Raw genomic sequence first — 21,486 nt, forward strand, 5'->3', positions numbered from 1 at the left:
GCTTGATTTTTAATTTTGATTCCAATAAGTGATATTAACCACATGAACACGACGACCGCCCACACTGCACGATTATTGATTACTTGCGAAGACAAGCCGGGAATCGTGCAAGCCGTATCGAGCTTTTTGTATCATCAGGGAGCAAATATTACCGCACTTGATCAGTATGCTACAGAAGCTCAAGGCGGACGTTATTTCATGCGTGTTGAGTTTGAACTTGATCATTTGCATTCTCGTAAAGAAGCATTGATGCAAACCTTTGCTGCCAACGTTGCTGAACGTTATGAAATGCAATGGAAACTCACTTTTGTGGGTGAGTTAAAGAAAGTGGGTATTCTGGTTTCTAAAGTGGACCACGCTTTATTGGAATTGTTATGGCGCCATGCACGTGGCTCATTGCCATGTGAAATTACCCAAGTCATCTCAAACCATCCAGATTTGCGTGAATCGGTTGAAAACTTTGGTATCCCATTCCATGTTGTACCAGTCAATAAAGACAATAAAGCTGAAGCTTATGCGCAAATTGATGAAATGATGCAGGGCAATGATCTATTGATCTTGGCGCGTTATATGCAGATTTTGAGTGAAGACTTTGTTGCCAAGTGGGAAATGAAGATTATCAATATTCACCATTCATTCTTACCTGCTTTCGTAGGTGCAAATCCTTATAAGCAAGCGTATGAGAAAGGGGTGAAGTTGATTGGTGCAACAGCACATTACGTGACTGCTGATCTCGATCAAGGTCCAATTATTGAACAAGATGTTGAACGTGTTAGCCACGATTACAATGTAGAACAGTTACGTGAGTTAGGCGAAGACGTTGAGCGTAATGTATTGGCTCGCGCTGTAAAATGGCATTTGGAAGATCGTATTATTGTAGATGGTAATAAAACGGTTGTTTTCTAAACCAAATAGATTTTTAAAAAAGCATGCTTTAAAGCATGCTTTTTTAAAACCAACAATGCTATGTTATAACATTTTATTTTAATAAATGTAAATTGATCAATCAATTAAAAGATGTTCACAAAAAAATAGTTGCAAATGAAAACACTTCTCATTTATTATTGCGCCACTTTAATTGTTCTATCCGATGACTGAAATCGTTTTTCACTTTGTAAAGATTTCACCATCTATTAGGTACTTAGATTCTTATGAGTCAATCTCCTGCGATATTGAATATGCCACACTCGATGAAAAAGAAGATCATCACTGCACTTGTAGCAGTTGTGATTGGACATGCAGGAGTTCTGTGGGCAGTTAGCCACATGAAGCCAATTGAGTTAAAACCAATTGAGAAAAAGCCACTCAAGGTTAAGTTTGTTAAAATTACGGAACCACCTAAACCAGAACCACCTAAGCCGAAAGAAAAGCCAAAACCTGAACCTAAAAAGGAAGTGAAAGAAGTAAAAGTGATTGATAAGCCTTTACCTCCACCACCGAAAAAAGTTGAAAAAGTACAACAGGTCAAAGCAGAAACACCAAAAAAAATAGTGCAAAAGACTGAACCTAAAGTCGAATCCAAAGTTGAAACGAAGGTTGTTAGTACAACTGTGACAGAAAAGCCAGTGGAAAAACCACAGCCTGTTGTACAACCAGAGGCGCCTAAAGCACAGCCAGCTGCTGATTCTTCACCAAAACGAGTTTCTATAGGGGGGACAGGTATTCAATGGAGTAGATCTCCAAGAGTATCATTTACTCCGAAAGATTTAGAAAATCAGACACGCTTAATTACGATCTATATCGAGGCAGATGAAAAAGGTAAAGTAACCAATGCTCGAATTACTCGTAGTAGTGGTTTACCGAGTCTTGATGAAAAGGCTTTACGCGCTGTTAGAAGTTCAAAGTTTAAACCGTATATGGAAAATGGTATTGCTTATCCAATCAAAACAGAGCAACCGTTTGAATTTAATCCTTAATAAATTTGCGTCCTAGTGACAGATTAAATCAGGAGTTCGTATATGAACTTTTCAGTTTATTGGCAACATGCAGATGCAGTAAGTAAAACTCTGTATTTCATCCTTTTAGCAATGTCGATTGCAACGTGGACGATTTTTATTCTACGTTTAATGGGAACTCGCCAATTAAAACAACAGGCTTATGCTCAACTTGCTCAAGCTTTGACGTCGCTCAAATCTAAACTACAACCATTGACGTTTGAACAACGTAAAGCGGTTGCTGAGCAAGCATTGTTGCGTCAAATTTCTGCTGAAAAGTCTCAAGCGGAAAAGGGCGTATCTGTATTGGGTACCATTGCTTCGATCGCACCATTCGTTGGTTTGTTTGGTACAGTCTGGGGAATCTTCCACGCGCTTGTTGCTGTCGGTAAGAGCGGTCAAGCAGGTTTAGCTCAAGTAGCAACACCAGTGGGTGAGGCATTGATTATGACGGGTCTTGGTCTTGCAGTTGCAATTCCTGCGGTACTTGCTTATAACATCTGTGTACGTTTCAATCGTGGTTTAGCACATGACTTACAAGATCAGGCACATAGTTTATTGATCGATACGATGTTGCAACAAGAAAGCACGACGAAAACCGAAGCTAAAGCGACTCAACAAAGTTTAGTTGGAGGTCAAGCTTAAAATGGGTTTCCAATTGGGTGAAGACCACGACAGTGGTATGAATGAGATGAATCTCATTCCTCTGATCGACATTATGTTGGTATTGATGATTATTTTCTTAGTCACAGCAACGGTTGCTAACCCATCAATTCCATTAAGCTTGCCAAAAACCACGGCTGAAATTATTGATCCACTGCCGAAAGCCATCACCATTAGCATTAATCAAAATGGCGAAGTTGCTTGGGATGCTCAGATAATAAGTTTAGAAGAGCTAGAAAAGCGCTTCCAAGAAGCGGGGCAGGCTGAACAAAAACCTACGGTTCAACTGCGTGCAGATAAAGAGTCGAAATATGATACGGTTGCTCAGGTGATGTCGCGTGCTAGTGAAGCAGGTTTGAGTGATATTGCCTTTGTCAGTGAAAATTAAAATGATTTAGGATTTAAAAAAGCAACTCATCGAGTTGCTTTTTTTATGTCTATTCTGTTTTAAGAAGCTCAGTAAACTTACAGCGTAGTTTAGAGAGCTTTGGGGGAATGCTAAAATTGCAGTAACCTTGTGAAGGATTGCGCGCATAAAAATTTTGATGATAATCTTCAGCTGGGTAGAACGTTGGCACGGGGCTTAGCTCTGTAACAATATTTAAACCCTCACTGATTAGGTTTTCAATCATTTGCTGCGCTTGTGCTTTTTGATCATCATTAAAATAATAGATGACAGAGCGATATTGCGTACCAATATCATTCCCTTGACGATTTAATGTTGTTGGATCATGTGTGGCAAAAAATACATTTAATAAATCACTATAACTGATTTGCTGTTCATCAAAGTCAATCAGTACAACTTCCGCATGTTGAGTATTACCTTGGCAAACTTGATCATAACTTGGGTTGTGAACGATACCACCAGCATAACCACTCACAACTTTTTCGACGCCTTTTAGTTGTAGAAAAACAGCTTCTACACACCAAAAGCAACCTCCACCGAATAATGCTTGTTGCATAAATTTTCCCAATTTTTAATTCTAAGAATACTAATAAAGTATACGAAGTCAATGAAAAGTAAAAGCCCATCATCAATCAGAGATTTAGCTTTTTAGGTCACAAAATCAAATAACTGATTCAGTATCCCTTATAAATTTCATAAAAATTCACCTAAGCCCGAGCATATTTTTCCTATGTATTCATGATGTGGCATTTCTATCCACGATCTTGCAATAATTTGTGAGGATGATTGTGGATTCGCGATCATCAAGTGAATGCATACATCTTGATTGATTTAAATCAATCAAAATGGACTATAGAAGGAGATTCAGTATTGTTTTGTTAAAAAGCGAAATGGACTAATTTTCTTTTGGTAATCCATGTCGAATGATTCTCGAAAAATATTCACTGGATTGATCTGGTTGTTGTTCATATTTTTCAGCACGTGTATTGATCCATGCCAATTGATACCATTCTTTCATACTATAATTTTGATTAAGTGCTTGTAGATCAAAAAGATAATTGGGTAAATAGCCTGAAGCCAGTAAACGATAATCTTTAGGTAAAGTTTGTGGGTTGATCGCTTGGATCATGTCAAAAACGAGCGTTGTACAGTTACTTGTGAGCGTGTTGTACCATTTTGCTTCAGCACGTAACTCATCTGCTTTATGTAGATATTCGATAAATAGCGCTTTACGTTCAGTCTGAGGCATTCTTATTGGAAATAAATAAACTTGTTCATGACGAATATTACTTCGCGTATAAATCAGATCTTTTTCATCAGAAGCCACTAAACTGAGTTCATATTTACGGAAGAAGCCACCAATCGCGGAAAATTCTTCTCCTTTTTCTTTGCGAATCTCGATAGAAAAAACCAAAGGTTTTTGATCTGAGAAATCGAAACTCACTAGCGTATGCGCGATTTGGGGTCCCATCCAGTAGGATGTGATGACATTAACGCCTGTAATTTTATCTAGGTCAATTGTACGATTTTCCCAGCGAATGTCATAAGTGCCGTCTTTATGCCAATTAAAATTACGCACATTATGCAACTGTACTAGATTGCCTTGCTTTTGGTAAGTAAGCTGCTCAGCGACTTCAGGATTCCAGTCACGATCTTGTCGAGCCTCTAATGAAAAATACCAGACCAGTGAACAGGCGAAGGCAACACAGTAAATTAAAATATCAGTACGGCGACTAAAAATATGCCCACTGACATAAACACCAAGTAGGCTGAGTGCAAATAGTGCCCAAAGAATGATAATGATTCGGCTAAAGATTGTTCCAAAAGGATGTTGAATCCAGAATGCCAGACATAACCAAATACTTGAGAGGATCACAAATAAGGCAAAAAAACTGTGTAATAGCCCAATGCCTAGCGCCAGTAAAAACTCACGTGATCCAATATTATGCATGATGACGCGCGATCCATTTTTTATTTTTGGTAGGTCGCAAACTCGAAAGCAATATTTGATTTTTCATCAATGTGTTGTTCTGAGTTTACTTTGCGAAAATCCTCAGAGATTTTTGGGTAATGTGCATCACCTTGTACATCTAGATCAACATGGGTTAATTCAAGACGATCAGCAATTGCGAGGGTTTGAGTAAAAATCTCTCCACCCCCAATAATAAATAAAGATGCTTTTTCAGCGTGTTGTACGTCTGTAAGTGCATGTGTCAAAGCATCTTCAATGCTATGTGCTACTTTAACGCCCTCAAATTGCCATTCAACATCACGCGTGATGACCCAATTCACACGATTTGGAAGTGCGCGTCCCATTGACTCTAAGGTTTTACGCCCCATCAGGACAACACCGCTTTGGGTAATCGCTTTAAAGTGTTTAAGATCAGCTGGGATATGCCACGGTAAAGCATTGCCCTTGCCAATACAGTTGTTTTTATCCATTGCGACTACGTGGACAACTTCTATACCTTGCCATGCCATTTTATATTCTCTCTGATCGATTTAAACTGCGACGGGTGCTTTAATAGCAGGGTGTGACTCATAACCAATAATTTCGATATCCTCAAATTTGAAGTCAAAAATATCAGTAATTCCGGGATTGAGTTTTAATTGACATAAGGGTAGCGGCTCACGGCTAAGCTGTAATTGTGCTTGCTCAAAGTGATTAGCATATAAATGAGTATCACCGCCTGTCCAAACAAAGTCACCTACACCTAAGCCGCAAACTTGAGCAATCATATGTGTAAGAAGGGCATAGCTGGCCATATTAAATGGCACACCTAGGAAATTTATGCCCCTGAATTTTTGCACAATATGCTTTCCAATAAGGGTTTTACCATCAAATTATAACTGTGCATTATTTATTTTGCACATTTGGTAAGCCCAAGTATATTCTAGAACGGTTAATTAGAACCAACTACTCATCTAAGTGTAATTAAATAAGTTTTTCCTAGAAAATTAATTATAGATATAGTTAATGCTTTTAGCCATCCTTTAATTCAAAAAATTGAATCTCATAGCCAAGTTGTCACTTAAACTTGAGTAACCAAGAAATGCTCTATCTTGACTTTGTTGCACAAACCTATGTCTAAAGGCTGATTCCACAATATAATTTTCAAATGAAGAAGCCTACACCTAAAATTTATCGTACAACCAATTGGTCTTCATATAACCGAGCACTCATTAATCGTGGAAATATTTCCATTTGGTTTGATCCTGCTACGCAATGGTATGCTCCATCAAAAGGCAAACAAGGACGAAATCAAACCTACTCCGACGTAGCCATCCAATGCTGCTTAATGATTAAATCCTTATTCCGCCTGTCTTTACGTATGGTCACTGGCTTTGTGCAAAGTCTGATTAAACTTTGCGGATGACATTGGACAGCGCCAGATTACACCACGCTTTGTAGAAGACAAAAACATATTGATATTACAATTAGCTACCAAAAAAGTAGCGATGGACTGCATCTACTCGTGGACTCTACAGGCTTGAAATTTCTAGGTGAAGGTGAATGGAAACGCAAGAAACATGGATCTGAATATCGTCGCCAATGGCGTAAGCTCCATATTGCTATAGATGCTGAAACCCTTCAAATACGTGCAGTACAACTTACCACAAATAATGTCAGTGATTCACAAGTACTCGAAGATTTACTTGATCAAATCCCACCTGATGAACGAATTGATTCAGTCTATACAGATGGTGCTTATGACACAAAGCACTGCCGACAAGTCATTTTAGATCGAGATGCACATGCAGTCATTCCACCTAGGAAGAATGCAAAGCCTTGGAAAGATAAGAAATTGAGATCTTTAGAGAGGAATGAATTATTAAAAACAGTCAAACGACTAGGTAGATCTCTTTGGAAAAAATGGTCTGGTTATCATCGTCGAAGTGTAGTGGAAACCAAAATGCATTGCATCAAATTATTAGGCGATAAATTAACAGCAAGGAGTTTTCCTAGTCAAGTCAATGAAATCCATGCACGTATAGCCGTGCTAAATAAATTTACAGAATTAGGCCGACCTCATACCCAAGTTGTCACTTGAATTTTAGCTCAATTAGGGGAGCTCTATTTTTCAAACCTTTGTGCAATAAAGCCCTCTATCTTTAGAATTTTATGTAACAATGCCTCATGTAATTATAACTTCCCGTACATTACTATGTAAAAAATCTATAATTTATGAGTTAGAAAAGTTGTAATATTTTCATCTAAATGCATTAACCAATCATGTAGCTCAATAAAGTCTAATCTTCTCTCACAGTTTTCAACTTTAGCAATATAGGACTGTGGCTTGTTTAAGGACAAGGCTAGTTGTACCTGCGTCATATTTTTATATTCACGCAGTTTAATCAATTCTGTAATAATTTTCCTATACCTAGGATCGTGTATTGAGCTCATAGCTCAAAATGGTGTACTATTTCAATAAATATACCAAAATGGGATATTTTATTTGTAAGTAAGACGCTGAGTTTTTTATGCCTAAAAATCATAAACTTAATTATTGTTTAATCAAGTTTTTATCAAGTCACAATTTTTTAAATAGTGAGTTTAAAACAATATTTGATGGTTTTACGAGTGAGTATCCTGAATTTTGTGGCTATCACGGTTACCAGAGAACCTATAATATAATCAGAAGCTTAGCTAAAATTAATTTGATTACAATTATTCGTCGTAAAAATCAAAGTTATGAATATTCATCAAATTATACAACGTCAGAACTTAACGCATATTTATTGAATAAGGGTATAAAATTTGATTTTCAAATTGAATTTGAGAAAAAGCTCAACATTTTGAAAGTAACGATGGAGAAGACACAGTTAGAAATTCAGTTTTTTGATCAATATATAAAAGAATTTCCACTGTTAAGAGATACTCTTATTGTATTTAAAAAAAATAGTGAACAACAGCTTAAGAAGCTAGAGTCTGAAATCAGTGTTCTTAATAAGATAAGTGCTCATATATAACATGAGTGCTTATTTGAAATCACATCCAAATTCAGTAGGGTCTGTTTGCAAATACTCTGCAAAAAATAGCGAGAAATTAGAATTCAATTGACAAACTAGATTCACTCCACGCTATACCTCGTACAATTCTCAAAGATCAAAAATTGTCTAAGTTGAAATCGATTCTCTCCAATTTCGGTATTTATCTCAAATATAATTTATGGTTGTTTATCGAAGCTATCCTTTATCGGATTAGAACTGGATGTCCTTGACATGATTTACCTTATTTTTTGGTTAGCCGCACTCTATTTTTAAGAAATTTAGTCGATGGATTTTAGGTTGTAAGTATTTGAAATGTTTAGGTTGTTTTGTGGTGGTGAATATTTGAAGTTGATCTTTATTGATGCGAGTTAATTTAACTCATTTGTAGACAAGTTTAATAAGTTCATCTTTGTGCTGACTTATTACATGATTAACGGCATGCATCACAACACACTTTGAGGCTTCATCATCTCCGAATTGCATTGGCACAACTCGACTCATTGAAGGTGAACGAGGTTTACGATTTTCAGTCGTAAAGTATTTAAGACGTTCAACCGTACTGCATCTCACAGAGTTTCTTAACATTCACTACATAACATATAATTTAGATTGGTCAAAAATCATAAAAAGAGTTTTTAATTATCCTGTTTTGTTGCTTAGAGATAAGATTAAATTTTTTTAATCGTTATGGTATTAAATTTGAAAAAGGAAGAACTAGTACTGTTATCGTGCAAACAAGAATATGCAATTAGCGTAACCTCCATTTTTCAGTACTAAAACTTATTACAAATAGAACTAAATTCTAATACACATAATCTCTTTGCAAAAATCACATTTTCGCTCGAACTGAGTCAACAAAATTTAGTACTTTGTTCAAACCACTGATGGTCTGAATCTGCTCAATTGGAACTCCTTTAGTCGCATCATTATAGGAATTCATGAAGTAATGAATCCATTCTGAATCTCTACCACTAAGGACATATACTGCACGATAAATTTCAATGAGCAATATTGCTAGTTCTCCTTGTTTAGTTGCAGGGTCTAGTTCAGGATTGGCTTTTAAATTACTGATAAAGTCACAATTCACCCCAATGATAGATGCAAGCTGTGCCTCTTTCAGGCCGAGCTGATCCGCAGTGTTAGGCAATGATTTTGCTAACACCACCTTAGGCTCTACATTAGATTGGGAAATATCTGTCTTCATAAGCTTCAATAAGATTAACTAAAATTTCCATTTCCTCAGCTTCAGGCGTACCTTCATCTGCCTGAAAGATGCTTTCTAAGCGAATAAAAACATTCGTAAGATCATCATCATTTCTAATTGGTTTAATATCCATAGATATTTCCTCACTCTCATCGTGTCCTCCACTTCCTAATACCCAGAAACAGGAGAGTAGACATCAATCTAGCCACATTATTTTAAAATTCGTATTTTTGTTTTGTATAATAATCTTCATCATAAAGCTATTTTTAATTTTAAACGTTAAATGTCAACAGCCCTTAATTAAATTATTCCTACATCTAAACAAACGGTCTAAAAATTAAACAGTTCTTACAGTAGTTGCTACGACATAAGATGACGTTGTGCTTTTGGTCTTATAGCTTTTCCCCTGCAAATCCACCACAATACTCTCAAAGAAATTTGAGAGTCATCTACGTGATTACAGGCGAAATTAAAAGCAAAATTGACCAGATTTGGAACGCATTTTGGAGTGGTGGTATTTCCAATCCTTTAGAAGTCATGGAGCAAATGACTTATTTGCTGTTTATTCGCCGACTCGATGAAATTCAGATCACCAAAGAAAAGAAAGCTAACCGCTTAAAAACTGCTGTAGAACATCCAATTTTTACGCCTGAACAAGATCATCTTCGTTGGTCGAAGTTTGTGACTTTGGGTGATGCTGCAACTTTATATAACACCGTTGCCAATGAAGTCTTTCCTTTCATTAAAAACTTAGGTGCAGAAGACGAAACCACCTACAGCCATCACATGAAGGATGCTCGTTTTACCATTCCTACACCTGCCCTTTTAACCAAAGTTGTAGATTTGGTTGCTGATGTGCCAATGGATGACAATGATGTGTGCTGAGAAAACAGGAGGTTTTAACTTGGTAAACTATAGACACTCATCAGGAGTTTACCATGAGCAAGAAACAGAAGACTTACACCGCAGAATTTAAAGTTGAAGCAATAAAATTGATTGAAGCCAATCAAGGCAATGTATCGGAAACAGCCAGACAACTTGGCATTTCAATGCAAACTCTTTCAAATTGGAATAATAAAGCAAAGACTGGCACCTTAGCAGGCACTAAACAATATTCACCTGATCTAAATGCCTTACTCGAAGAAAATAAAAAGCTCAAACAACAGCTCAAAACAGCTGAAATGGAACGTGAATTTCTAAAAAAGGCAGCAGCGTACTTTGCGAAAGAAAGTCAGTAAGGTACGCCTATATGAAACAGCAAAGACATTTATTCCCGATTAGCTTTATGGCTAGATTACTTCACGTTTCAGTGTCACGATTTTATGATTGGCTAAAACGAGGCATGAATAAAAGATTGGTTCAGCGAAATCAACAGACAATTTTGGTCAAAATAGCTCATGAGGAAACTAAACAAAGCTATGGCTATATTCGATTAACTAAGCATTTACAAGCGCAAGGTATCAAAATCAGTACGTATGCTGTACGTCAAATAAAAAAGCTCAACCAGCTGTATTGTAAGCGTCATAAGCGTTTCAAAAGAACTACGAAGAGTGATCATAATCGAGCGATCTACGCAAATTTACTAGAGCAACAGTTTTCAATGACTAAGCCCAATCTTGCATGGTCAAGCGATATTACATACATTTGGACTGCTGAAGGTTGGTTATACTTGGCAGCAGTAAAAGACCTGTACACGAAACAAGTGGTTGGCTATAGCTTAAATGAGCGTATGACCGCACAACTTGTTTGCAATGCACTGACTATGGCGATTCGTAATCAAAAACCAACGAAAGGCTTAATTGTTCATTCGGACAGAGGCAGCCAATATTGCAGCCATGAATATCGAAAGATACTGGAAAAATGTGATTTTCAAGGTTCAATGAGCAAACGTGGGGACTGTTACGATAATGCACCGATTGAAAGTTTCTGGGGCATACTCAAGAATGAATTAGTGCATCATTGCAACTATAAAACCAGAGATGAAGCTAAAGCAGATATTACAAAATACATTGTGTTATTTTATAATCAGCGAAGAATTCAAAAGAGTTTGGATTTTAAAACGCCAAATCAAATAGCAGAGAACTTTTATCGGTTAGCTGCCTAGCATATCCCAAGTGAAAGTCTCCTGCTAATTCAGCACATATCAAAAGGAAAGAAGATGAAAATTAAGTTTTTAACAGTTTCATTGATGCTTATTCTGCCATTTTCTGTTTTTGCAGCAAATACTGTAGTAGAAAAAGCGGTCATTGAATCAAATAATACATATAAGGCGAAGTATAACTTAGAGGATATGACTGAGTTTAATCAGGCTCAAAAGGGCTTTATTGCCAAGCCAACAGGTCAAATTAAAAGTGAGAAAGGCAATGTTATCTGGGATTTTGATGCATTTAGTTTTTTACAAGATCAAGCACCAAATACCGTTAATCCCACTCTATGGCGACAAGCAAAATTAAACAACAATGTTGGGCTATTTAAAGTAACAGATCGAGTTTGGCAAATTCGTGGTTTTGATTTGGCAAATATGACCATCATTCAGGGTGATACTGGCTGGATTATTGTGGATACATTAACCTCTAAAGAAACGGCTGAAGCAGCACTTAAATTTGCTAGACAGCATTTAGGTGAGCAAAAAATTTCAGCCATTATCTTTACCCATAGCCATATCGATCATTTTGGTGGTGCATTAGGCGTTCTTTCTAGCGAAGAAATTAACGCTAGAAAAACTCCAATTATTGCGCCAAAAGGCTTTATGGAAGAAGCGACCAGTGAAAATGTGATGGCAGGTTCAGCCATGATACGTCGTGCGACTTATATGTATGGAACTTTTCTACCTAAAAATGCGGAAGGATTGGTGGATACAGGTTTAGGTAAGGCTGTTGCTGTGGGAAAAATGGGCATCCTTGAGCCTACACAACTGATCACTCAACCAGAACAGAAAATGACGGTTGATGGCTTGGATTTTGTGTTTTATAACGTGCCGGGTTCAGAAGCACCAGCAGAATTAACGTTCTCTATCCCATCATTGAAACTTTATAACGGCGCAGAAATTCTATCTCATACCATGCATAATCTTTATACCCTTCGGGGTGCTAAAGTCCGTGATGCCTTAAAATGGGTGGGCTATCTAGACCAAGCAATGCAGCATGCCAAAGCATCCGATGTATTGATTGCACAGCATCATTGGCCTGTCTGGGGCAATGACAATATTCAAGATTTTATTAAAACCCAGCGAGATGTTTATAAGTTCACGCATGATCAGACGGTGAGATATATGAACTCTGGTTTTAATGGCGCTGAAATTGCCGAAAAAATTAAGCTTCCAGCGGCACTTGATCAAAAACTATATGCTCATGGCTATTATGGAACCCTAAAACATAATGTAAAAGCAGTATACCAATATTATATGGGATGGTTCGATGCCCATCCTTCCAATTTAGATCCATTACCCCCTAAAGCTGTTGCAAAAAAATATATTGAGTTAGCAGGTGGGGAGAACAATGCATTGAAAAATGCGCGGGATGCCTACGCTCAAGCTGACTATAGATGGGCTGCCGAGATTTTAAAACATATTGTGTTGAATAACCCTCAAAACCAACAAGCAAAAGACTTATTGGCGAATACTTATCGTCAATTGGGCTATGCTGCTGAGGCTTCAACTTGGCGTAATTTCTTTTTGGTGGGCGCTCAAGAGCTACAAAATAATGTACCCCTACAAAATACTTCTGATCCGAGTGATTTATTGATTCATACACCAACTGAAAGATTTCTTGAAGCTATGGCGACAAATTTAGATGTGGAAAATTTAAAAAATGAAAACCAGTGTATCAATCTGGTTTTGTCGGATACCAAAGAGCATTTTTCATTATGGGTTGAAAACTCAGTCATGCAGTTTAAGCGTTATGATGAAAGTAAAGATTTGGCATTGGATTGCCCTACATTAACCTTAACCAAGCCCTTATATCTAAAAATGATTACAGGTCAAATAGAAGGGGTAAAAGTCCTGCTTTCTAAAGACAGTAAAGTCAAAGGTAATCCACTGAAAATTGGAAAATTCTTTGCAATGTTTAAACGTCCAGATTCAATTTTCCCGATTGTGACTCGACCAAATGGCTAAGCTCAAATAAGTAAAGTCGAAACTTAAATTAATAGATCCAAAGAAATGGGTGAAATTATCAACTTGGTTCTCCCAATCTTATAACAGGAATACAAGAAATTATTTCTTGTATTCCTCTTTAAAATTAAAAGTAAGCTATATGTATTTTAACTCTATTGATACTTTATTAAATGGTTTTTGAATTTTTATACTTTATTTTCGATGGAGATATTTTTATTAGGGTGTGTTGACACTTTTAGCTTAAAAAAATAGCGAAGTAGTAAAATCAAATCGCCGAACCCAATTTTACTATTCGCTATGCCTCGTACCATGCTGACAGATCAACACTGGCAAAAGTTGAAAGTTATTCTGCGTAATTTATCCATTCACCACAACTCAAATTTACGCAATTTTATTGAAGCTATTCTCTATAGAATTAGAACAGGCTGTCCGTGGCGAGATATTCCTTGTTGTTTTGGTCATTCAAACTCTATTTTCAAACGTTTTAATCGTTGGTCAAGCAGCGGTAAGTTACTTAGATTATTCAAATTACTAGCCTCATGCCCCGATATGGAGTGGATTTTTATTGATGGCTCTCATGTACGTGCTCATCAACATTCTGCCGGCATAGCGAATCAATCTATTTCTAAAAGTGTAGGAGGAAACTCCTCAAAAATACATTTGATTGTTGATGCACATGGCAATCCTATTGATTTCATGATTACCGATGGAACCACACATGATGTTAAAGTTGCACCTGATTTAATATCAACATTAGATTTAAAAGAGACAAAAGTGGTATGTGCAGATAAAGGCTATGATTCAGAACCACTGCGTGAACAGATCAGGAAAACAGGGACTAAAGCGAATATACCAAAGAAAACAAATAGCCAATCGAACAATGACCATATGGACTGGTATTTATATAAAATCAGGCATTTAGTTGAAAATATGTTTTGTAGATTAAAGCAATTTAGAGGAATAGCTACTCGATATGACAAGCTCAAAAGAAATTATCAAAGTTCTGTTGCTTTAGCCTGTATATTTTTATGGCTACCTTTATAGGGTTAATTATGAACAGTAAATGTCAACAGACCCTAGTTACACTTATCCAAATAGTACGACGGTGGCATTGAATACTGAAACGACATATGACTGGAATGCAGAAGAAGCCACAGTTCCTGTCAACTTGACTGTGACCAAAGTGATTCGCCTAAATGGTCAGGCCATTAGTGTGGGCGGTGGTGCTCGATATTGGGTTGATGATACTGACGGCAGCCCGAAAGGTTGGGGGGCACGTTTGGTCGCATCCTTTGTTTTCCCGAAATAATCAATTGAGTCTGTATTGATTAGAGTGACATTCAATGGATTTAAACTATATGCTTGAATTCGTTGGGTACTTTTTATTTAACGAAGTAGCAAAACCAGAAGTCATACAATATGGCTTCGACTTTTGTCTCTTAACTCGGTTGGAGGAACGCCAAACCAGCTTTTAAAGTTGCGACTGAAAATAGATAATTCTGCATAGCCCAACTGTAGAGCAATATCTGTCAAATTCACATTGCCTGCATCAAGCATACGAAGCGCTTCTTTTTTTCGGACATTTTCGAGTATATCTCGATAGGTTGTTCCTTGCATTTTTAAAGCGCGCTGAAGCTTTTTCGGATGCATTCCCATACAGAGTGCGATATTTTCAATGCTGCAGTCTCCTGTCGCCATCAGCATGCGGACTGAACTCTCTATCAGTGCGGTATTGTCTTCAGTTTTGGTGCTGCTTTGTGTTTCAAGCTGCTGTACGATTAGTTGATTAATGGCATCTTCATTAAAATTATAGGGTTTATAGCTTAAAAAGCTTGCGGGAAAATAAAGCGCATCCTCATCGGTTTCAAATTCCACTGGACAGGAAAAATGTGCTTGGAAAGTTTGAGCTCCTTTTTGTGGTGCTTTTTGCTTGAAGCAAATTTTTTCTGCATGCCACTGTGGGCCAATCAAATCTTTTAAAATATTCGCGACAAGGCAAATGGCCAGTTGTGATTTTTGTGGTACATCGGTGTTGTATTCACTTAAACGCACAAAGTTCAGCTTACAGAACAGAGCATTATGTTGCGAGACGTGAAAGACAACGCCTTCAGCATGTAAATAGACATACTTTTGCGCCACGCTTAAGGCTTCAAGTATGCTCGTTTGTCGGGACATATAGACGCCAATCAAACCGATTGTGCTAATATTTTGGAGTGCGCCGAGTTTTAAACCGAAGCAGTCATCCTGACAGGCTAAGGCCGCTTTTTCCAATAAATTTAAATAATGATCATAATGAATAAATGAATCTGGATCGCGGAGTAAAGCAGGTAAAATCCCGATCTCTTTCAAGATTCCTATAGGGTTTATGCCATAACTACGGACTAAGTCTTCAAAACCGCCGAGGCTGGCTGCACGAATATAACTTCCCATTACAACATTCCGTGTTGTCCTAAAAGATCAATTTAGTGTCCTAAAAAGTCAAGCATAATTCAAGTCATTTGTTAAAGTAGGATAAGAGATTATCTCAACCAACATAGAAAAGAAGTATTGAATCACCATTTTTAGCCGTGAAAGGAAAAGCATATGCAACTTACGGTTCAGTCTCATATCGAGCAAACAGTGATAGAACAGACATTGCACGATTGTTTTCAATTACAGCGCAAAAGCTTTCATCAGCAAGGCATTGAAACGATTGAACAACGCAAGCAACATTTACTGAATTTAAAAGCATTGATTAACAATCACCGTGAAGCAATTATTGACGCCTTGAATCGTGATTATGGAAATCGTTCACGCCATGAAACCTTATTGGCAGAAATTATTACTGTCACGGATGACATTAACGGCAGCATCAAACATTTGAAGCAATGGACGAAAGTACAAAAACGACATGTCGATCATAGCCTGTATTTTGGTGCGAAGAACCGTGTGATTCCTCAGCCACTGGGCGTGATTGGAATTATTGTGCCGTGGAATTTCCCCATCAATTTGATGTTTTCACAGTTGTCGGCCGTGTTTGCTGCGGGAAATACCGCTATGGTTAAAATGTCTGAAAATTCAAGACATTTGGCCGAATTGCTGATGGAGTTAAGCCCCAAATACTTTAAAGCGGAAAAATTACAGATTTTCGATGAGACGGGTGAAGTAGGCATCGCATTTTCAAAATTGCCGTTTGACCACCTGATGTTTACTGGCTCTGGTGCGACAGGGCGTAAAGTCATGGCTGCTGCTGCACCAAACTTGACGCCAGTGACTTTGGAGCTGGGTGGTAAATCTCCTGCGGTGATTGACCCTGAATACCCCATCGATAAAGCTGTAGAACGCATTATGTTTGTGAAACAGTTTAATGCGGGACAAATTTGTACCAATGTCGATTATTTATTTGTGCATGAGTCGAAGTTACAAGCATTTATTCAAGCCGCGGCAGCGTGGGTTCAGGAACATGTGCCTGATATTCATAGCAAAGATTATACTTCTGTGATTGATGAGCGCGCATTTCAGCGCTTAGTGCATAGCTTGGCAGATGCTGAAGCCAAAGGGGCAAGTTTGATTAATTTAAATCAGCAAGAGCCAGATGCTGCGACACGAAAATTTCCACTGACTTTGGTGTTGAACAGCAATGATGAGATGGAAATTGATACGCGTGAAACCTTTGGTCCGATCTTGATGGTCAAAACCTACCAGAAGCCTGAAGAGGTAGTGGACTATATTGTGCAGCGTGATCGTCCATTGGCCTTTTATCCATTTAGCAATAATAAAAGCTCAGTCGAATTTTATATCAGCCGAGTTATGTCGGGCGGGGTTTCGGTCAATGATGCCTTATTTCATGTCGGGCAGCATGACTTGCCATTTGGTGGGGTCGGTGCCAGCGGGATGGGGCATTATCATGGCTATGAAGGCTTTTTGACTTTTTCCAAAATGCGTCCTGTGTTTTATCAGGCGGGTTTTTCGAGCTTGAAGTTTCTCGCGCCGCCTTACGGAAAATTTGCCAATTGGCTGTTGAATTTATTGATTCGGATGAAGTCATAAGCGCTTAAATTTAAAAACCTCAACATCACTTTTCACTTCAAGATGGATATTTTGAAGTGAAGGAATTAGTGTATTTAAAAACAGAAAAATAAAACTTTTAAAGGAGTTAATAGGATGAATAATAAAGATTTTGATTTTGATCAAATCGTGATTGGCTCAGGCTTTGGTGGATCGGTCAGTGCTTTACGCCTTAGTGAAAAGGGCTATAAAGTCCTGATTTTGGAGAAAGGATTACGCCGTGAAGACAAGGATTTTCCAACTACAAATTTAGACACCAAAAACTATTTGTGGCGGCCTGAACTGGGATTCAGAGGTACGATGCAATTTACTTTCACCAGTAAAACCACCATTTTGCATGGGGTGGGCGTCGGTGGGGGCTCACAAATTTATGCCAATGTACATTTAATTCCACCTGATGCTGTTTTTGAGTCTGAGGCATGGACCAAGATTCGTAAAGACTGGAAAGAAACCTTAAAGCCGTTTTATGGTCTCGCTCAACGTATGTTGGGTACAGCGAATAATACTTATACCAATATTGCAGACGAAACGTTAAAAGAAGTTGCGAGTGAAATTGGATATGCAAATTCATTTAAAACGGTGAATACGGGGGTCTTCTTTTCGCAAGTAGCTGGTCAAGAAGGACAATTAGCGAAAGATCCGTATTTCAATGGAGAGGGGCCAGATCGTAACTCCTGTATTTATTGTGGCGCTTGTATGTTGGGCTGTCGTAATAATGCCAAAAATACCCTGATGAAAAATTACCTGTATTTTTCTGAGCGTAATGGCGTTGAAATTCGTCCAAGTTCTGAAGTGGTGAAAATTACACCACTGAATGAAGATGGTAGCGCAGGTTACGAAGTAATAGTCAAAGAAACTTTAGGAAAGAATGTTCGTCAGTATAGTTTGCGCAGTCGTGGGGTGGTGTTATCTGCGGGTGTAATGGGTACGGTACCGATGTTGTTAAAAATGCGTGATCAGCATAAAACTTTACCCAATATTTCTTCATTGCTGGGACAGGAAGTTCGGACGAACTCGGAAACCCTGACCACAGTGAACAATACTGGTAAAAAACTGGATGATGGTGTGGCTATCAGCTCCTTTATTTCAGTCGATGCAGATACCAATATCGAGGTCACACGTTTCCCTGAAGGTGCGGATGCTTCATGGATTTATATTCCATACGTGCCTATGGTGACTGGTCAGGGCTTTATGCGCTTTATGAAGTTTGTGTTCAATACACTGTTACATCCCTTAAAAACCTTTAAAGTACTGCGTTATAAGGGTAAAGCCAAAGACTCTATCATTTTATTGGTGATGCAAAAGTCTGAAGCATTCATTCATTTTGAATGGCGTAGAAAGTGGTATCGACTGTTCAAAAATAGTATCACTGCTGTGCAAAAAGAAGGGGACACGCCACTCACCGTTTCATTCCCTGCGGCTGAAGAAGCCACTAAAATGATTGCACAAAAGTTAGGTGGAGAACCTGGTTCTGCACTTACTGAAATTCTACTGGGAACGCCAACGACAGCACATATTATGAGTGGTGTCGCGATGGGCAATGACAAGTCGAATGGCGTTGTGGACTTCACTGGTCAAGTCTTTGGTTATCAAAATTTACGCGTATTAGATGGTTCGATTGTACCTGGGAATTTAGGTGTGAATCCCTCACTAACCATTACCGCACTGTCTGAATTTGCGATGAGTCAAATCCCAGTGTTCTCCGCAGAGCGGGCAGCAAAGATTCAGCGTATTGAATTTAGTCAGCCTTTGGAGGGACAGGTGTCTGACTTGAAGGGTACTGGTGATTTAGCCAGTGCATTAAGCAATGCTTAAAAAAGTGGATATGGTTTGGGCTGGTGATGGTGATGGTGTCTAATACGGCAAATTAGACAGCCCAAGCAATACAATCTTGAGATCATTATCCCTCTAACGCTGTATGACAGCGTTAGAGGGCGTTGCTGATTTTATGGGCTATAATTCAGAAATTCCTAAGCTAAGAAGAGAGCGAAAAGCTGTCTTACCTTTTTTACCGATCAATGAGTAATTGGGGGGCATTATTGAGTCTATTCATAAACCCAAAAGCCATGGTTTATTTTTTCTTGTTATAAAATATGACTAGGGTCTGTTGACATTTACTGTTCATAATTAACCCTATAAAGGTAGCCATAAAAATATACAGGCTAAAGCAACAGAACTTTGATAATTTCTTTTGAGCTTGTCATATCGAGTAGCTATTCCTCTAAATTGCTTTAATCTACAAAACATATTTTCAACTAAATGCCTGATTTTATATAAATACCAGTCCATATGGTCATTGTTAGATTGGCTATTCGTTTTCTTTGGTATATTCGCTTTAGTCCCTGTTTTCCTGATCTGTTCACGCAGTGGTTCTGAATCATAGCCTTTATCTGCGCATACCACTTTTGTCTCTTTTAAATCTAATGTTGATATTAAATCAGGTGCAACTTTAACATCATGTGTGGTCCCATCGGTAATTATGAAATCAATAGGATTGCCATGTGCATCAACAATCAAATGTATTTTTGAGGAGTTTCCTCCTACACTTTTAGAAATAGATTGATTCGCTATGCCGGCAGAATGTTGATGAGCACGTACATGAGAGCCATCAATAAAAATCCACTCCATATCGGGGCATGAGGCTAGCAATTTGAATAATCTAAGTAACTTACCGCTGCTTGACCAACGATTAAAACGTTTGAAAATAGAGTTTGAATGACCAAAACAAGAAGGAATATCTCGCCACGGACAGCCTGTTCTAATTCTATAGAGAATAGCTTCAATAAAATTGCGTAAATTTGAGTTGTGGTGAATGGATAAATTACGCAGAATAACTTTCAACTTTTGCCAGTGTTGATCTGTCAGCATGGTACGAGGCATAGCGAATAGTAAAATTGGGTTTGGCGATTTGATTTTACTACTTCGCTATTTTTTTAAGCTAAAAGTGTCAACACACCCTAGTAGCTTGTTTAAAAAAGATTTGTTTATTTTTCTATTAATTGCTTCTAAATAATAACTTCAATATTTTTGTGGTTAAAAGGCAAGGGGGTATTATGATGTGTTTTTTATTGAAAATAAGCTTTTATATTAGGGCGAATTCAAACATGAGGTGCGACAGTTTGAAAAGTCTTATGATAATCAACAAGCTGAGCAAATTTCTCTAATGGTGTAAGCCAATCTAACGCTTTTCTAGGACGAGTATTCAGTGACATGGCAACTTGATTTAAATAATGCTGATCTGCCTGATTTAAATCAATCCTTTAGGTAAATATTGCCTAATTAAACCATTCATATTTTCGCATGTGCCTTTTTGCCAGGGTGAATGTGGGTCACAGAAATATACATCTATGCCTAAATCTTCTTCAAGTATTTTATGTTCTGCCATCTCGCGTCCACGGTCATAGGTCAACGTTTTACGCAGTTCTGCAGGTAAATATTTCAGAGCTTCAGTTAAAGCCTTGCGCACTGATTCTGCCTTTGCATCAGGTAATGTTGCCAAGATACAGAGCCGTGTATTTCGTTCAATAAGTGTTGCTATCGAACTTTTATTGTCTTTACCTTTAATTAAATCAGCTTCCCAATGACCCGGTATTTTTCTTTCTTGAACTTCGGCTGGGCGCTCATGAATAGTTTTAATATCCTGTAATATAGAATCTTTTTTAGGTTCACCGTTAGCTTTTCGCTTTTTATTTTCATGACGTAGACAGGATAATAAGTCTTTTTTCAACTCACCCTTGGGTAATGCTCGTATCGTTGAATAAATCGTTGTATGGCTTACATTCATTGTTTGATCCAAATCAGGAAATGTCTTTAAACGCTTTGCTATTTGCTGAGGAGACCATAAACAACGGATCGCTTCAACAATAAATTTCCAGAGGATTGAATCGATTTTGAGTTTTCTGTGACCACGTCTACGTCTAGCAAAAGTGTTATCAGAAGCATATCGAGCTTGATAAACGTCATTGATGCTATTTCTTTTAAGCTCACGATAGATCGTACTAGGATGTCTTTTAATAAGTTCAGCAAATTTTCTGGCTGAAAAGCCTTCTTTTCTTGACTCAAGCATTAATGCAGTACGATCTTCAAAGTTAAGATGATGGTATGACAATTTTATATACTCCATAAA

At 37.8% G+C, this 21,486-nt stretch carries 19 protein-coding genes and 5 pseudogenes; 14 read left to right on the top strand and 10 right to left on the bottom strand.

Annotated features, from left to right (window positions below; all coding sequences use genetic code 11):
* Window positions 1-42 precede the first annotated feature (42 nt).
* From purU to ABLB98_RS02435, 4 genes are all read left to right on the top strand, one after another.
* Entirely contained in the window at window positions 43-906 is an 864-nt protein-coding gene (gene purU / locus ABLB98_RS02420) for a formyltetrahydrofolate deformylase (RefSeq protein ID WP_005218264.1), read from the top strand.
* Window positions 907-1,151: 245 nt separating this feature from the next.
* Entirely contained in the window at window positions 1,152-1,916 is a 765-nt protein-coding gene (locus ABLB98_RS02425; protein ID WP_005162440.1) for an energy transducer TonB, read from the top strand.
* Window positions 1,917-1,958: 42 nt separating this feature from the next.
* The gene (locus tag ABLB98_RS02430) at window positions 1,959-2,579 is read left to right on the top strand and encodes a MotA/TolQ/ExbB proton channel family protein (protein ID WP_004958871.1); all 621 of its coding nucleotides are present in this window, start codon (window positions 1,959-1,961) and stop codon (window positions 2,577-2,579) included.
* A gap of 1 nt (window position 2,580) precedes the next feature.
* A complete protein-coding gene (locus ABLB98_RS02435; protein ID WP_348882705.1) occupies window positions 2,581-2,985 on the top strand; it encodes a biopolymer transporter ExbD in 405 nt (134 codons plus the stop codon).
* 49 nt (window positions 2,986-3,034) lie between these two features.
* Here the strand turns inward: ABLB98_RS02435 and msrA are convergent, their stop codons facing one another.
* The 4 genes and pseudogenes from msrA to thyA all read right to left on the bottom strand — a co-directional run.
* Window positions 3,035-3,559: a peptide-methionine (S)-S-oxide reductase MsrA gene (gene msrA / locus ABLB98_RS02440; RefSeq protein WP_348882706.1), complete on the bottom strand. Its 525-nt coding sequence runs from the start codon at window positions 3,557-3,559 to the stop codon at window positions 3,035-3,037.
* A gap of 339 nt (window positions 3,560-3,898) precedes the next feature.
* On the bottom strand, window positions 3,899-4,954 hold the full coding sequence (locus tag ABLB98_RS02445) for a DUF4105 domain-containing protein (protein ID WP_348882707.1): 1,056 nt from the start codon (window positions 4,952-4,954) through the stop codon (window positions 3,899-3,901).
* 20 nt (window positions 4,955-4,974) lie between these two features.
* Entirely contained in the window at window positions 4,975-5,484 is a 510-nt protein-coding gene (locus ABLB98_RS02450) for a dihydrofolate reductase (RefSeq protein ID WP_348882708.1), read from the bottom strand.
* Window positions 5,485-5,505: 21 nt separating this feature from the next.
* Window positions 5,506-5,790, bottom strand: a pseudogene (thyA, locus tag ABLB98_RS02455) (thymidylate synthase); the annotation flags it as partial.
* Window positions 5,791-6,122: 332 nt separating this feature from the next.
* Here thyA and ABLB98_RS02460 point away from each other — a divergent pair.
* A pseudogene (locus ABLB98_RS02460) lies at window positions 6,123-7,055 on the top strand (IS5 family transposase).
* Window positions 7,056-7,180: 125 nt separating this feature from the next.
* On the opposite strand, the gene ABLB98_RS02465 reads toward ABLB98_RS02460, so the two are convergent.
* Window positions 7,181-7,408 carry a helix-turn-helix domain-containing protein gene (locus ABLB98_RS02465; RefSeq protein WP_025467336.1) on the bottom strand — a complete coding sequence of 76 codons (228 nt, stop codon included), beginning with the start codon at window positions 7,406-7,408 and terminating at the stop codon, window positions 7,181-7,183.
* 77 nt (window positions 7,409-7,485) lie between these two features.
* Here ABLB98_RS02465 and ABLB98_RS02470 point away from each other — a divergent pair, with 77 nt between their 5' ends.
* Window positions 7,486-7,974, top strand: a complete 489-nt coding sequence (locus ABLB98_RS02470) for a hypothetical protein (protein WP_004668582.1) — start codon at window positions 7,486-7,488, stop codon at window positions 7,972-7,974.
* A 113-nt stretch (window positions 7,975-8,087) separates the two neighbouring features.
* A pseudogene (locus ABLB98_RS02475) lies at window positions 8,088-8,248 on the top strand (IS5/IS1182 family transposase); the annotation flags it as partial.
* A 576-nt stretch (window positions 8,249-8,824) separates the two neighbouring features.
* Here ABLB98_RS02475 and ABLB98_RS02480 read toward each other — a convergent pair.
* Window positions 8,825-9,157: an antitoxin Xre/MbcA/ParS toxin-binding domain-containing protein gene (locus ABLB98_RS02480; RefSeq protein ID WP_369028921.1), complete on the bottom strand. Its 333-nt coding sequence runs from the start codon at window positions 9,155-9,157 to the stop codon at window positions 8,825-8,827.
* Between the two features lie 16 nt (window positions 9,158-9,173).
* Entirely contained in the window at window positions 9,174-9,332 is a 159-nt protein-coding gene (locus tag ABLB98_RS02485) for a hypothetical protein (protein WP_178883070.1), read from the bottom strand.
* A 320-nt stretch (window positions 9,333-9,652) separates the two neighbouring features.
* Between ABLB98_RS02485 and ABLB98_RS02490 the strand changes: the two are divergent.
* The 5 genes and pseudogenes from ABLB98_RS02490 to ABLB98_RS02510 form a co-directional block, all read left to right on the top strand.
* Window positions 9,653-10,069, top strand: a pseudogene (locus ABLB98_RS02490) (type I restriction-modification system subunit M N-terminal domain-containing protein); the annotation flags it as partial.
* A gap of 68 nt (window positions 10,070-10,137) precedes the next feature.
* Window positions 10,138-11,303 (top strand): IS3-like element ISAba21 family transposase gene (locus ABLB98_RS02495; RefSeq protein WP_085940850.1). Its coding sequence is split into 2 segments (ribosomal slippage): window positions 10,138-10,396 and window positions 10,396-11,303, totalling 1,167 coding nucleotides; the frame shifts between segments, so codons are not numbered across the junction.
* 54 nt (window positions 11,304-11,357) lie between these two features.
* Window positions 11,358-13,313 (top strand): alkyl/aryl-sulfatase, encoded by a 1,956-nt coding sequence (locus tag ABLB98_RS02500; RefSeq protein WP_000693745.1) that lies wholly within the window; start codon window positions 11,358-11,360, stop codon window positions 13,311-13,313.
* Window positions 13,314-13,610: 297 nt separating this feature from the next.
* A complete protein-coding gene (locus ABLB98_RS02505; protein WP_004645384.1) occupies window positions 13,611-14,357 on the top strand; it encodes an IS5-like element ISAba31 family transposase in 747 nt (248 codons plus the stop codon).
* A 19-nt stretch (window positions 14,358-14,376) separates the two neighbouring features.
* The gene (locus tag ABLB98_RS02510) at window positions 14,377-14,622 is read left to right on the top strand and encodes a hypothetical protein (RefSeq protein WP_052690212.1); all 246 of its coding nucleotides are present in this window, start codon (window positions 14,377-14,379) and stop codon (window positions 14,620-14,622) included.
* A gap of 101 nt (window positions 14,623-14,723) precedes the next feature.
* On the opposite strand, the gene ABLB98_RS02515 is transcribed toward ABLB98_RS02510, so the two are convergent.
* Window positions 14,724-15,743 carry an AraC family transcriptional regulator gene (locus ABLB98_RS02515; RefSeq protein ID WP_045796736.1) on the bottom strand — a complete coding sequence of 340 codons (1,020 nt, stop codon included), beginning with the start codon at window positions 15,741-15,743 and terminating at the stop codon, window positions 14,724-14,726.
* A 153-nt stretch (window positions 15,744-15,896) separates the two neighbouring features.
* Between ABLB98_RS02515 and ABLB98_RS02520 the strand changes: the two genes are divergently transcribed.
* Window positions 15,897-17,342 (top strand): coniferyl aldehyde dehydrogenase, encoded by a 1,446-nt coding sequence (locus tag ABLB98_RS02520; RefSeq protein WP_061403633.1) that lies wholly within the window; start codon window positions 15,897-15,899, stop codon window positions 17,340-17,342.
* A 114-nt stretch (window positions 17,343-17,456) separates the two neighbouring features.
* Complete coding sequence (locus ABLB98_RS02525; RefSeq protein WP_061403634.1) at window positions 17,457-19,175, top strand: GMC oxidoreductase; 1,719 nt, start codon at window positions 17,457-17,459, stop codon at window positions 19,173-19,175.
* A gap of 318 nt (window positions 19,176-19,493) precedes the next feature.
* Here ABLB98_RS02525 and ABLB98_RS02530 read toward each other — a convergent pair whose 3' ends face one another.
* Window positions 19,494-20,240: an IS5-like element ISAba31 family transposase gene (locus tag ABLB98_RS02530; RefSeq protein ID WP_087662167.1), complete on the bottom strand. Its 747-nt coding sequence runs from the start codon at window positions 20,238-20,240 to the stop codon at window positions 19,494-19,496.
* A 218-nt stretch (window positions 20,241-20,458) separates the two neighbouring features.
* Window positions 20,459-21,426: pseudogene (locus ABLB98_RS02535) on the bottom strand (IS30 family transposase).
* Between the last annotated feature and the right edge of the window lie 60 nt (window positions 21,427-21,486).

Origin of the sequence: Acinetobacter yuyunsongii (assembly GCF_041021915.1) — a bacterium.
GTDB lineage: Bacteria > Pseudomonadota > Gammaproteobacteria > Pseudomonadales > Moraxellaceae > Acinetobacter.

Bases quoted from the DNA above. Each gene is read 5' to 3' on its own strand.
- ABLB98_RS02515 (WP_045796736.1), bottom strand. From the start codon at position 15,743: ATGGGAAGTTATATTCGTGCAGCCAGCCTCGGCGGTTTTGAAGACTTA.
- ABLB98_RS02430 (WP_004958871.1), top strand. From the start codon at position 1,959: ATGAACTTTTCAGTTTATTGGCAACATGCAGATGCAGTAAGTAAAACT.
- ABLB98_RS02470 (WP_004668582.1), top strand. From the start codon at position 7,486: ATGCCTAAAAATCATAAACTTAATTATTGTTTAATCAAGTTTTTATCA.
- ABLB98_RS02525 (WP_061403634.1), top strand. From the start codon at position 17,457: ATGAATAATAAAGATTTTGATTTTGATCAAATCGTGATTGGCTCAGGC.
- ABLB98_RS02520 (WP_061403633.1), top strand. From the start codon at position 15,897: ATGCAACTTACGGTTCAGTCTCATATCGAGCAAACAGTGATAGAACAG.
- ABLB98_RS02445 (WP_348882707.1), bottom strand. From the start codon at position 4,954: ATGCATAATATTGGATCACGTGAGTTTTTACTGGCGCTAGGCATTGGG.
- purU (WP_005218264.1), top strand. From the start codon at position 43: ATGAACACGACGACCGCCCACACTGCACGATTATTGATTACTTGCGAA.
- ABLB98_RS02485 (WP_178883070.1), bottom strand. From the start codon at position 9,332: ATGGATATTAAACCAATTAGAAATGATGATGATCTTACGAATGTTTTT.
- msrA (WP_348882706.1), bottom strand. From the start codon at position 3,559: ATGCAACAAGCATTATTCGGTGGAGGTTGCTTTTGGTGTGTAGAAGCT.
- ABLB98_RS02510 (WP_052690212.1), top strand. From the start codon at position 14,377: ATGTCAACAGACCCTAGTTACACTTATCCAAATAGTACGACGGTGGCA.
- ABLB98_RS02500 (WP_000693745.1), top strand. From the start codon at position 11,358: ATGAAAATTAAGTTTTTAACAGTTTCATTGATGCTTATTCTGCCATTT.
- ABLB98_RS02465 (WP_025467336.1), bottom strand. From the start codon at position 7,408: ATGAGCTCAATACACGATCCTAGGTATAGGAAAATTATTACAGAATTG.
- ABLB98_RS02450 (WP_348882708.1), bottom strand. From the start codon at position 5,484: ATGGCATGGCAAGGTATAGAAGTTGTCCACGTAGTCGCAATGGATAAA.
- ABLB98_RS02435 (WP_348882705.1), top strand. From the start codon at position 2,581: ATGGGTTTCCAATTGGGTGAAGACCACGACAGTGGTATGAATGAGATG.
- ABLB98_RS02530 (WP_087662167.1), bottom strand. From the start codon at position 20,240: ATGCCTCGTACCATGCTGACAGATCAACACTGGCAAAAGTTGAAAGTT.
- ABLB98_RS02425 (WP_005162440.1), top strand. From the start codon at position 1,152: ATGAGTCAATCTCCTGCGATATTGAATATGCCACACTCGATGAAAAAG.
- ABLB98_RS02505 (WP_004645384.1), top strand. From the start codon at position 13,611: ATGCCTCGTACCATGCTGACAGATCAACACTGGCAAAAGTTGAAAGTT.